The organism is Vibrio sp. QJM3NY_39 (assembly GCF_057785895.1).
This window is the reverse complement of the sequence record NZ_CM173505.1, coordinates 3,471,209-3,483,168: the sequence shown is the minus strand read 5'-3', so window position 1 is coordinate 3,483,168 and position 11,960 is coordinate 3,471,209. Positions and strand designations below refer to the sequence as shown.

At 45.3% G+C, this 11,960-nt stretch carries 9 protein-coding genes; 4 read left to right on the top strand and 5 right to left on the bottom strand.

The features are described 5' to 3' along the window. Nucleotides 1-115: 115 nt before the first annotated feature. Nucleotides 116-1,525: a glutamate--ammonia ligase gene (glnA, locus tag AC3CHU_RS15490; protein ID WP_004735585.1), complete on the bottom strand. Its 1,410-nt coding sequence runs from the start codon at nucleotides 1,523-1,525 to the stop codon at nucleotides 116-118. 564 nt (nucleotides 1,526-2,089) lie between these two features. Between glnA and typA the strand changes: the two genes are divergently transcribed. Further along, on the top strand, nucleotides 2,090-3,922 hold the full coding sequence (gene typA / locus AC3CHU_RS15485) for a translational GTPase TypA (RefSeq protein ID WP_004735586.1): 1,833 nt from the start codon (nucleotides 2,090-2,092) through the stop codon (nucleotides 3,920-3,922). Nucleotides 3,923-4,278: 356 nt separating this feature from the next. On the opposite strand, the gene AC3CHU_RS15480 is transcribed toward typA, so the two are convergent. Next, on the bottom strand, nucleotides 4,279-4,809 hold the full coding sequence (locus AC3CHU_RS15480) for an AAA family ATPase (protein ID WP_488524880.1): 531 nt from the start codon (nucleotides 4,807-4,809) through the stop codon (nucleotides 4,279-4,281). A gap of 20 nt (nucleotides 4,810-4,829) precedes the next feature. Continuing rightward, on the bottom strand, nucleotides 4,830-5,471 hold the full coding sequence (locus tag AC3CHU_RS15475) for a DUF2959 domain-containing protein (protein WP_017079335.1): 642 nt from the start codon (nucleotides 5,469-5,471) through the stop codon (nucleotides 4,830-4,832). Between the two features lie 205 nt (nucleotides 5,472-5,676). On the opposite strand from AC3CHU_RS15475, the gene AC3CHU_RS15470 reads away from it, so the two are divergent. From AC3CHU_RS15470 to AC3CHU_RS15460, 3 genes are read left to right on the top strand one after another with little or no spacing between them, the layout of a single operon-like run. Next, complete coding sequence (locus AC3CHU_RS15470) at nucleotides 5,677-6,618, top strand: virulence factor BrkB family protein (protein ID WP_054542072.1); 942 nt, start codon at nucleotides 5,677-5,679, stop codon at nucleotides 6,616-6,618. Next, the gene (gene dtd, locus AC3CHU_RS15465; RefSeq protein WP_004735590.1) at nucleotides 6,590-7,024 is read left to right on the top strand and encodes a D-aminoacyl-tRNA deacylase; all 435 of its coding nucleotides are present in this window, start codon (nucleotides 6,590-6,592) and stop codon (nucleotides 7,022-7,024) included. The genes AC3CHU_RS15470 and dtd overlap by 29 nt, the downstream gene beginning before the upstream one ends. Nucleotides 7,025-7,040: 16 nt before the next feature. After that, nucleotides 7,041-7,976, top strand: coding sequence for a bifunctional GNAT family N-acetyltransferase/hotdog fold thioesterase (locus AC3CHU_RS15460; protein WP_004735591.1), 936 nt, complete (start codon nucleotides 7,041-7,043; stop codon nucleotides 7,974-7,976). A 63-nt stretch (nucleotides 7,977-8,039) separates the two neighbouring features. Here AC3CHU_RS15460 and AC3CHU_RS15455 read toward each other — a convergent pair whose 3' ends face one another. Next, on the bottom strand, nucleotides 8,040-10,010 hold the full coding sequence (locus AC3CHU_RS15455; protein ID WP_488524879.1) for an AsmA family protein: 1,971 nt from the start codon (nucleotides 10,008-10,010) through the stop codon (nucleotides 8,040-8,042). 153 nt (nucleotides 10,011-10,163) lie between these two features. Then, entirely contained in the window at nucleotides 10,164-11,789 is a 1,626-nt protein-coding gene (pckA, locus tag AC3CHU_RS15450) for a phosphoenolpyruvate carboxykinase (ATP) (RefSeq protein WP_017091441.1), read from the bottom strand. Nucleotides 11,790-11,960: the final 171 nt, after the last annotated feature.

Below are 11,960 nucleotides of genomic sequence, written 5' to 3'. Positions count from 1 at the left end.
ACGAGGAAGCAGGGGGAGGGAGTATATAAAAAAGGCCCGCCTGCGAGGCGAGCCTAATATTTAGTCAGCGATTCTTACAAGGTTGCAGTAAGAAATGGCTTATCTCTACAGGAGATTAAACTGAGTAGTACAGTTCAAACTCAAGTGGGTGTGTTGCCATGTTCACGCGTTGTACGTCGTCAGATTTCAGTGTGATGTAAGAATCAATGAAATCGTCAGAGAATACGCCGCCAGCTGTTAGGAACTCACGATCGTCGTCTAGCGCTTTAAGTGCTACTTCTAGAGATTCAGCAACGGTTGGGATTTCAGCCGCTTCTTCTGCTGGAAGGTCGTATAGATCTTTATCCATAGCTTCGCCTGGGTGGATCTTGTTCTTGATACCGTCAAGGCCAGCCATCAGCATTGCTGAGTAACATAGGTATGGGTTCGCTGCTGGGTCACCAAAACGTAGCTCGATACGACGTGCTTTCGGGCTTGGTACTACTGGGATACGGATAGAAGCAGAACGGTTACGTGCTGAGTAAGCAAGCATTACCGGAGCTTCAAAACCAGGTACAAGACGCTTGTACGAGTTCGTTGACGGGTTAGCAAATGCGTTGATTGCACGAGCGTGCTTGATTACACCACCGATGTAGTAAAGCGCCATTTCAGATAGGCCGCCGTACTTATCACCAGCAAACAGGTTAACGCCGTCTTTTGCTAGAGATTGGTGAACGTGCATACCAGAACCGTTGTCACCAACTAGTGGCTTAGGCATGAATGTCGCTGTTTTACCAAATGCGTGAGCAACGTTGTGCACAACGTACTTGTAGATTTGAGTCTCATCCGCTTTTGTTGTTAGCGTGTTGAAGCGAGTTGCGATTTCGTTTTGACCCGCAGTTGCTACTTCGTGGTGGTGAGCTTCAACTACTAGGCCCATCTCTTCCATTACTAGACACATTGCTGAACGGATGTCTTGAGATGAATCTACAGGAGCTACTGGGAAGTAACCGCCTTTAACGCCAGGACGGTGACCTTTGTTACCGCCTTCGATATCAGAACCTGTGTTCCAAGCTGCTTCTACATCATCAATCTTGAAGAAAGAACCAGACATGTCGTTTGAGAACTTAACGTCATCGAATAGGAAGAATTCTGGCTCTGGACCAACTAGAACTGTGTCTGCGATACCCGTAGAACGTAGGTATTCTTCAGAACGCTTAGCGATAGAGCGTGGGTCACGGTCGTAGCCTTGCATTGTTGCAGGCTCAAGGATGTCACAACGGATGTTTAACGTTGCATCTTCTGTGAATGGGTCCAGTACAGCTGAAGCTGCGTCTGGCATCATTACCATGTCAGATTCGTTAATGCCTTTCCAACCAGCTACTGAAGAGCCGTCAAACATTTTACCTTCTTCGAAGAAGTCTGCATCAACTTGGTGAGAAGGAATAGAGATGTGCTGCTCTTTACCTTTTGTATCAGTAAAACGTAAGTCGATAAATTTAACTTCGTTCTCTTGGATCAGGGATAGTACATTTTCTACTGACATCTTGGATAACCTCCAGTGTTATTAATTCGGTATTAGCTCGATTCGGTTGAAACTAGCATTGATTAATGTCTATAAGTGCATTAATCGATGCTGATTTATCTGTAGCCAAAAACGTGCCAAAAAAATTATTCCATTAATTTCAATGATTTACTTGTTTACTTGTTTCATTAATTCTGGTTTTTGCACCAAAATGATCTTCTGATGCACCTTGTTGGTGCAATTGCTTATCTGTGCACCAATATGAAACATAAGCGAGCACCATTCAGCAATGAATTGCCTAAGTTGTCAATCCACTTTTGTTATTTTGCCGGAGATTTGGCTGTCCATCTTGCGGCGGATGCTTTTTTAGAATCCTACGAATTAGACTGTTAGATACTGTATTGAATCAAAGTTAAGCGGATATGAATCGCTAATAAAGAAAAAAGCCTTGGTTGAGATCACATATTTCTGGGTTTTTGTCTAAAATCTGGTATATTATTGACCGTTTTTTAAATCAAGCTAGCGGTTATTATCCAAACTTTTGAGATAATTGACGGCTACCTTTTATGAGTGAATCGAGAATCCATGTCTACTCCACAGATTGATAAGTTAAGAAATATCGCGATCATCGCGCACGTTGACCACGGTAAAACGACTTTGGTTGATAAACTACTACAACAGTCAGGCACTCTTGAGTCTCGTGGTGAAGCTGAAGAGCGTGTCATGGATTCGAATGACATCGAAAAAGAGCGTGGCATTACAATCCTTGCTAAGAACACAGCAATTGACTGGAATGATTACCGTATCAACATCGTAGATACCCCTGGACACGCGGACTTCGGTGGTGAAGTTGAACGTATCATGTCTATGGTTGATTCAGTTCTTCTGATCGTTGATGCAGTTGATGGCCCAATGCCTCAAACTCGTTTCGTAACGCAAAAAGCTTTCGCACACGGCCTTAAGCCAATCGTTGTTATCAACAAGATTGACCGTCCTGGAGCTCGTCCTGATTGGGTTATGGACCAAGTATTTGACTTGTTCGACAACCTAGGCGCGACTGATGAGCAACTAGACTTTACTGTTGTTTACGCTTCAGCTCTAAACGGTTGGGCAACAATGGAAGAAGGCGAAGTTGGCACAGACATGGAACCATTGTTCCAAGCTGTTGTTGATACAGTAGAAGCACCTGCAGTTGACCTTGAAGGTCCACTACAAATGCAAATTTCGCAACTTGATTACAGCTCTTACGTAGGTGTTATCGGTGTTGCTCGTGTTACTCGTGGTTCTGTTAAGCCAAACCAACAAGTAACTATCGTGAATGCTGAAGGCAAAAAACGTAACGGTAAAGTAGGTACTGTACTTGGTTACCTAGGTCTTGAGCGTCACGAAGTAGAACAAGCTAATGCTGGCGACATCATTGCAATCACAGGTCTTGGTGAACTGAAAATTTCAGACACTATCTGTGACGTAAACAATGTTGAAGCAATGGAACCACTGTCTGTTGATGAACCAACAGTAACAATGACTTTCCAAGTAAACACTTCTCCGTTCGCGGGTAAAGAAGGTAAGTTTGTAACTTCACGTAACATCCTTGAGCGTCTTGAAAAAGAATTGGTTCATAACGTTGCACTACGTGTTGAAGAAACTGAAAGTCCAGACCGTTTCCGCGTATCAGGCCGTGGTGAGCTTCACCTTTCTATCCTGATCGAAAACATGCGTCGTGAAGGTTTCGAGCTAGCAGTATCTCGTCCAGAAGTAATCATCAAAGAAGAAGATGGTCAGAAAATGGAACCGTTCGAAACGGTTACTATCGATGTAGTTGAAGAGCACCAAGGTGCGATCATGGAAAGCATCGGTCTACGTAAGGGTGAGCTAACAGATATGGCACCAGATGGTAAAGGCCGTGTTCGCATGGACTTCATGATGCCTTCTCGTGGTCTTATCGGTTTCCAAACTGAATTCCTTACAATGACGTCTGGTTCTGGTCTTATCTACCACTCGTTCGATCACTACGGTCCTTACAAAGGCGGTATCATTGGTCAGCGTAACAACGGTGTTCTAATTTCGAACGCAACGGGTAAAGCACTGACTTACGCATTGTTCTTCCTTCAAGCTCGTGGTCGTCTATTCACAGAACACGCTGATGAAGTTTATGAAGGTCAAGTAATCGGTATTCACAACCGTTCAAACGACCTGACAGTAAACTGTCTGAAAGGTAAGCAACTAACGAACGTTCGTGCATCTGGTACTGATGAAGCACAAGTTCTTTCTCCACCGATTAAGCACACTCTAGAGCAAGCTCTTGAGTTTATCGATGAAGATGAACTAGTAGAAGTAACGCCACTAAACGTACGTATCCGTAAGAAACTTCTTACTGAAAACGACCGTAAGCGTGCTGCACGTCCAGCTAAGGCTTAATTGCCAGCTGACTAGCTTCTAGCTATCAAGCAATACGTTTTAGAATAAGTAAGCCCCGAGTAGCCTAGCTACTCGGGGCTTTTGTTTTATGTGATATTGAAGTAGATACGGGTAAACGAGATGCGAGATACGAAGAGCATGCTCCATACCAATTCATTGAATCGTCATTCCAGAATTGAGGGACGAGATATCTGGAATCTTTCTTTTTCGGCATACAAGAGATTCCCTATCACGCTCGTTCTTCACTGTAGGGAATGACGGTAAGTTTGTTCAGATACGGGTAAACGAGATGAGAGATACGAAGAGCGTTCAAGTCTTCGTCATCCTCAAGAGGGAGGAACGACCGAGTTGGGGATCTAGCTTTTGATACCTAGTTGGCTTTTAACAAATAGAGCCCGCTCTTCGACTGACATAAATGGCACCTCGACCACCTCATACCCAAGCTCTTGATAGACTCTGACCAACGCGTGGTGAATCTCTAATGCCTCTTCAAGCGGATAAGGCCTCACATCATCTTGTACGTAAATAGATGCCTCAGGGCGACAGAACAAGGCTTGTGAGTGATAGCCTTGGCTAGCTTCTCGGTAGGTTTTGTCAATCTCAAGGTTCGCCTGAGTTAAGTAACCGCAGATATCTGGAATGGCGCGATCGAGAAACGCAACCGGATGCTGGTTGGCCTGTTCCTTTTGCTCATTCATGACAGTGAGACACAGGCGAGCAAAGCCCGGTAGGTCTAACCAAGGTAAGATACTGTTCTCAAGTTGGCTCTGCTGTTCAATTAACTGTCGAGAAGATTCCGCGAAGGTTGGGTAACCCATGTCACCCAAGGCATTGATCAGTGTTGTCTTCCCGGCTCCGGGGCCGCCAGTAATAATGATAGGTTGCATCGTGTTCTTTATCTGTAACGCTACTTCTGGTTCAGTTGAGCTAGGAACTTATCCGATTCTGCTATTGCAGCATTCATCTGTTCTATCGCGTAGGCGATGTCTTTTTCTAAGCTCATAAATTCGCCCTGCAACGAACCGACAGCACTCGCATTGAGGTTATGCTTTAGATAAAGCGTATTGTCGCGAAGGGTGTTGAGTACCGGGTCCATTTTCTTCTCAGCGCGTTTCATTGCTGAAAGCATGGTCTTGTAAGACGATTGGGTTTCTCGCAGTTTTTGTTCACTCGAACGGCGCAGTGAAGCACTGGTGTAGAGGTCTAACTCGCTCTGCCACTCTGCAAACAGCGCATCTGACACGTCTTCAATCGCAGCAATGCGGTCACTGACATTTTGTGCGGCTTTCTCGCTGTCTTGGTATTTATCGTTGATTTGGTTGTACATGTCTTCAAGGTCGCCGCCACTGAAGTTCGTCAGGCTACTCAAGGCTTCAAGTGCGCTAGTAAACTCTTCCTGAGCATCCTGCTGCGACTCTTTAGCGTCTTCCACTCTATCGACCATAATGTCACGCTTGTGGTAACCCACTTGCTCCATGGCGGAGTAATAAGCGGACTGGCATCCAGTAAGAGTAAAAATAGAGAGGACTATAACTATTAAATAAGGCATCCTAGTTTCCTATAGTTAAATAATATCAATCGTAGTAAATAACTGCTCAACCTAGCTTGTTAAAATGCTCGATAACGGCGTTAGAATTTTTGATTGTAGAATAACTACTTATCAAAAAAAGCTGCCTTGTTCTCAAGCCTTTTTCCTACGCTATTTTTGAACATTTACTTACTGTGATTAATACAACGGAATATTAATTAGGACTATGAACGAGTTACCAGGGAGTTACAAGTTGAAGATAAAAAACGCAGTCACAGGAAGCATCCAGTTTTCCCGCTATCTTTTGGCACGAATGACGCACGATAGGGTCAATGTGAATGCGGGTTACTTGGCGTACATTACTTTGCTCTCGATCGTACCGATGTTGACGGTTTTGCTCTCTATCTTATCGTCATTTTCAGTCTTTGCTGATGTTGGCCTAGTGATTCAAAACTTCGTTATTACCAACTTTGTTCCAGCATCTGGGGATGCGGTACATGGTGCTCTACTCGAGTTCGTTGCCAATACAGGAAAAATGACGGCGGTGGGCAGTGTGTTCTTATTCATTGCAGCATTGATGCTGATCTCCAACATCGATAAGAACCTTAACTACATCTGGCGAGTAACAGAAAAGCGTCGGGCTGTGTTGTCCTTTTCAATGTATTGGATGGTGCTAACGCTTGGACCTATTTTGATTGGGGCGAGTATTGCTGCAACGTCGTATGTGACATCATTGAACTTGTTACAAAACGAAGTCGTGTCGAGTGCCTTTAATACCGTGATTCGCAAGCTCCCTTTGATTACCTCATTCTTTGCGTTTTTCGGTCTTTACCTGTTGGTTCCCAACAAAAAGATACACTTTTCTCATGCGGCAGCGGGCTCTCTGGTTGCGGCTCTGTTGTTCGAACTCAGTAAGAAAGGCTTTGCGGCTTACATTACTCAATTCCCCTCTTACCAGTTGATTTATGGCGCATTAGCGGCGATTCCCATTCTTTTTGTCTGGGTGTATTTGTGCTGGTTGATTGTGTTGGTGGGTGCCGAGGTGACGGCCGCGTTGGGCGAGCAGGAACAGTGGAGTGACTCGCAAGAAATGGTACACTCGTCGGATAAAGACAAAATCACAGAGCAAGGAAACAACAGTGATAGCACTGATCCAGAGAGTAAGTGAAGCTGCCGTCCGTGTTGATGGCGAAGTAGTGGGTGAGATTGAGCAAGGCTTATTGGTTCTGTTAGGCGTAGAAAAAGGTGATGACGAAGCCAAAGCCAAACGTTTGATGGAACGAGTGACCACTTATCGTGTCTTTGGAGATGAAGACGATAAAATGAATCTCAATGTAAAGCAGGTAGAAGGTAAGGTATTAGTGGTTTCTCAATTCACTCTGCCAGCTGATACTAAGAAAGGCACACGAGCAGGATTTTCTCGCGGTGCTCACCCAGAAGATGCAGAGCGTCTTTACAACTATTTCTCTGACCAGTGTGAATCAGTGTTACCAACGGAACGTGGCCGATTTGCAGCCGACATGAAAGTGTCTTTGGTTAATGATGGCCCAGTAACATTCTGGCTGCAGGTTTAGGCTTAAAGGAATAAGCATGTTTAAACTCATAACACCGACCACCGAAAATCAACTGAACAAGTATTACCATTTTCGCTGGCAGATGCTCCGTGAACCTTGGCGAATGCCGGTAGGTTCAGAGCGCGATGAATACGATGCCATGAGTCACCATCGCATGATTGTCGATGGTCGAGGTCGCCCGATGGCGATTGGTCGTCTCTATATCACCCCAGATCTAGAGGGGCAGATTCGCTATATGGCGGTGAAGAAATCTCGCCAGAGTAAAGGCATGGGCTCACTTATCTTGGTTGCGCTAGAGTCACTGGCACGTCAAGAAGGGGCGAAGCGTTTGGTGTGTAATGCACGCGAAGATGCGATCTCATTCTATGAGAAGAATGAGTTTGAACGTCGTGGTGAAATTAACGATCAACGCGGCCCTGTGCGTCACCAACAGATGGTGAAACCTCTTGACCCAATGGCTGATGTACTGCGCAAACCAGAATGGTGTAATGAGCTTCAGCAGCGTTGGGAAAATCAGATTCCGATCAGTGACAAAATGGGCATCAAGATTAACCAATACACGGGTTATCAGTTTGAGTGTAGCGCTCAGTTGAATCCCAACCTTAACCCTCATAACACCATGTTTGCTGGCTCAGCTTTTACCTTGGCGACTCTAACGGGTTGGGGAATGACTTGGCTACTGATGAAAGAACGTGGGCTGACCGGTGATATCGTACTGGCAGACAGTAATATTCGTTATCGTCACCCAGTCGAGCAAAACCCAGTCGCGTCTACGTCATTGGATGGGATCAGTGGCGATTTAGATCGCCTCGCGTCTGGCAGAAAAGCTCGCATCATCATTCATGTGACCATTAACAGTGGCGATGTGGAAGCGGTTGAGTTTACGGGAACCTATATGCTGATCCCTGACTACAAAAAGCGATTATCAACAGATTCCAACGTAAGCGTATAGCTGACACTGGCTAACAGATACAGATACAGATACAGATACAGATACAGATACAGATAGAAGGCGCTACTCCTGTGGAGTGGCGCTTTTTTGTTGGCAGTCGTTAATCTCGGAATACTCTGCTTGGGTGAGCTTTCCTGATATTTGGTGGCATTGATCCGATAAGGAAATAGAGAGAGTATGTTGCTCGATCTTAAGCAAATCGAGCTCTCCAGAGACCTCACCGTTGAGCGTTTGAACTCTTTGTGTACCTTGCTCTGCTGCGGACGCACCAATAATGTGCATTGGTTCAAGAGTGAAGCGACCACGGTCAAAATTCGCATTAAGCTTTGGGATTTCAAACACGTTATCAGTCGAGGCTTCAGAAAGCTTATCGTTAAAGGTCATCACACCTTGGCGAACACTGCCAGTGAGTTGCCCTGTGGTTGAATAACCGAACATCAAGGAATCGCCATACAAGCCTGCGGCTTGAAGTTCAAACTCACCATAGCCGGTTGCATCGAGCGGTAATTCGAGTTGCTGCAGCATGGGTGCTATGGGTAACCCGTCGGCAGAGATATCTAAGCTCCATGGCTTACTGATTTGGTTGAAGTCGAGTGTCGCGTTGGCTTCAATATAGCCGTGTTTTAGTGGCATAAACAGGCGTGTCAGCGTCCATTTCCCATGTTCGCTATTCATTTCAACCACGGGTTGAACACTGACAATATTTTGATAGCTTGCATCGTTGGCGCTAACCATCAACTTGCCTTGCCACAGTCCTAACTTTCTCTGTTGCAGCAGCTGAACCTGATGTCCTTCTACATGCAGCCCTGAGACCTGCCAGTAGGGTTTGGTTGCGAGTTGGATAAGTTGGCTACGTTCTATATTAAGTCTGTCAATAGAGGCTTGCTGAAGCTGTGTCAGCCAAGGCAATAGGCGAGCGGATGGTAGAACTTTATTTTTGCTTTCCGTAATCCACTTTATGCCTTGCAGGTCGAGCTGCGCTAATTGAATGCTGTTAGGGGTTACTTCGCCATTAAGTTGAATACTGCCTTGTAAGAATTGAGTATAGAAATCTTCAATCAGAATCTGGTTCGGATCTAAATTGAGCTTGATACTTGGCTCTATGAACATGTCATCATCAATGGTCACTCCCTCTGCTTGCAGAGAGAAAATGGCCTTCTGTTGCTTCCACAGCTCAAAAGGCAATTGGATATTTTCTAGTGACGCATCAAAAGCGGTTAAGTGGCCATCTTGCCATTCCACGTCGCTGCGCAGAATATCTAAGCTATTGATGTGATTGATCTGAATACCTGCGACATCCCACTCTTTGCTTAGTAGGCTTTGGGTCTGTTTCTGATTGAGTCGTAAGCCATCGACGGTCACATTCACCAACGACCAATCTTGCTGATACTGCTCTGCTTGTCCTGAAATCTTGGCACCGCGCCAGTCGAATGAAGCGCCATACAGAGTGCTATCACTGGGTTTTAGGTCTAGATCAATCAGAAGGTTATCGAATGCTTCACCTTGCCAGTAAAGTTGCGTGGCGGTGAGTTGAGTTTTTCCATAAGGCAGCAATGCGTTGTTGTCATCCCACGTTGGATCGGAGATCTGGAGGTCGATGCCTCGCGCATTAAAGTCTGGGGTCGAAAAGTCGAGATTATTGATGGCTAGCTGATGGAGCTTGATGTTTGGTTGGGTGAATAACGGCGTGAATGTCTCTAGATCGCTTATCTCCAACTGTAGGCCACTGATCAAGACGGAGTCCAAGACCAGTTTAGCCTCTGTAATCGAGCTGAGGCTGAACCAAAGATCGATCTTGTCGATATAGAGAGGTTTTTGTTTATCAGGTTGGCTTTGGGTAATGCCCATCAAGGTGATGTGATAAGGCGCCTGATACTCAACGTCTTCAATGAGTACAGGTTGTTCAAGCGTATGCTTGATAAAAAAGTTAGCAACATCCGATCGGTATTGAGTTTGTAGGCTTAATAACAACGCTGCGATAGTCGCAACGATGATGGCCACCACAATGCCAATCACCATGAATACCTTTTTCATTCCCTGAAAGCCTTAAATTTCAATAGTCTCAAAACAGAGTGGAACAAAAAGGGGCAAGCAGCAACAAAAAAGCCCCTCAAAAGAGGGGCTTGCTACAAAAATATCACTTTAAATTGGGCGTTCGCTTTTGGCTTGGCCCGAGCAGATGTTGGGTTAGTCTAGTTGAGGGCCTGCCGCAACCAGTGACTTACCTTCAGCATTGTCTGTGTACTTATCAAAGTTGTTGATGAAGCGCTCTGCTAGATCTTTCGCTTTGCTTTCCCATTGTAGTGGGTCAGTGTAAGTATCACGTGGGTCAAGAATCGCTGGGTCAACATCGTGCAACGCTAGCGGTACTTCTAGGTTAAACATAGGGATAACCTTAGTTTCAGCTTGGTCGATTGAGCCATCTAGGATAGCGTCGATGATGCCACGAGTATCTTGGATTGAGATACGTTTACCTGTGCCATTCCAACCTGTGTTCACTAGGTAAGCTTCAGCGCCAGCTGCTTCCATACGCTTCACAAGCACTTCAGCGTACTGAGTTGGGTGAAGAGTTAAGAATGCTGCACCAAATGCCGCAGAGAACGTTGGTGTTGGTTCAGTAATACCGCGCTCTGTACCTGCTAGCTTAGCTGTGAAGCCAGATAGGAAGTGGTACTTAGTTTGCTCCGGAGTCAGCTTAGATACTGGTGGTAGCACACCAAACGCATCCGCTGTTAGGAAGATAACTTTTTGAGCGTGACCTGCTTTTGATACTGGCTTAACAATGTTGTCGATATGGTGAATCGGGTAAGAAACACGAGTGTTTTCTGTTTTTGAACCGTCATCGAAATCGATAGAACCATCACCACGAACCGTTACGTTTTCTAGCAGTGCATCGCGACGGATTGCATTGTAGATTTCTGGTTCTGCTTCTTTAGATAGACGAATAGTCTTCGCGTAACAACCACCTTCGAAGTTGAAGATACCATCGTCATCCCAACCGTGCTCATCATCACCGATTAGCTCACGCTTAGGATCGGTTGATAGGGTTGTTTTACCTGTACCAGACAGGCCGAAGAAGATGGCTACATCGCCTTTCTCGCCAACGTTTGCACTACAGTGCATTGAAGCAATGCCTTGCAGAGGAAGCAGGTAGTTCATCATTGCGAACATGCCTTTCTTCATCTCACCGCCGTACCAAGTACCACCGATGATTTGAACGCGTTCTGTTAGGTTGAAAGCAACGAAGTTTTCAGAGTTTAGACCCTGCTTCTCCCAGTTAGGGTTAGTTGTTTTAGCACCGTTCATTACCACGAAATCAGGTTCGAACGTTGCTAGCTCTTCGTCAGTTGGACGAATGAACATGTTCTTAACGAAGTGCGCTTGCCACGCTACTTCAGTGATAATACGCACACTTAAACGCGTATCTGGGTTAGCACCACAATAACCGTCGATGACAAACAGGCGCTTGCCAGATAGCTGAGTTGTCACAAGCTCTTTCAGCTCACTCCAAACTTCAGTTGTAATCGGTTTGTTGTCATTTTTGCCTTGATCTGACCACCACATGGTATCGCGCGTAGTGTCATCTTTAACAATGTACTTATCTTTTGGTGAGCGGCCAGTAAAGATACCAGTGTCAACCGCAACAGAGCCTAGTTCCGTTACTACGCCTTTTTCGTAGCCTTCCAAACCTGGCAGTGTCTCTTCAACGAATAACTGCTCGTAGCTAGGATTACGAAGAACTTCAGTAACGCCAGTCAGTCCGTGCTTAGTTAGATCAATTTGTGCAGCCTTAGTATGTTCCATAACGGTCATAGGTGCTCCTTGTAGGATATTTTGTAGGGATTTTGTATTAATTTTTTATTGTTATCTGCTCACCATGCTAGCAACGAGACTCTGGGGAAACAGGGATACAGCTCAAAAAGTATCCATATTAATCTTGGGGTTTTAAGCGTCTCGTCACATATTGGCCTAACTAGTCTATCC

What these genes read in the sequence shown, in the direction of transcription:
- glnA (WP_004735585.1), bottom strand. Translation starts at nt 1,525, where the DNA reads ATGTCAGTAGAAAATGTACTATCCCTGATCCAAGAGAACGAAGTTAAA.
- typA (WP_004735586.1), top strand. Translation starts at nt 2,090, where the DNA reads ATGTCTACTCCACAGATTGATAAGTTAAGAAATATCGCGATCATCGCG.
- AC3CHU_RS15480 (WP_488524880.1), bottom strand. Translation starts at nt 4,809, where the DNA reads ATGCAACCTATCATTATTACTGGCGGCCCCGGAGCCGGGAAGACAACA.
- AC3CHU_RS15475 (WP_017079335.1), bottom strand. Translation starts at nt 5,471, where the DNA reads ATGCCTTATTTAATAGTTATAGTCCTCTCTATTTTTACTCTTACTGGA.
- AC3CHU_RS15470 (WP_054542072.1), top strand. Translation starts at nt 5,677, where the DNA reads ATGAACGAGTTACCAGGGAGTTACAAGTTGAAGATAAAAAACGCAGTC.
- AC3CHU_RS15460 (WP_004735591.1), top strand. Translation starts at nt 7,041, where the DNA reads ATGTTTAAACTCATAACACCGACCACCGAAAATCAACTGAACAAGTAT.
- AC3CHU_RS15455 (WP_488524879.1), bottom strand. Translation starts at nt 10,010, where the DNA reads ATGAAAAAGGTATTCATGGTGATTGGCATTGTGGTGGCCATCATCGTT.
- pckA (WP_017091441.1), bottom strand. Translation starts at nt 11,789, where the DNA reads ATGACCGTTATGGAACATACTAAGGCTGCACAAATTGATCTAACTAAG.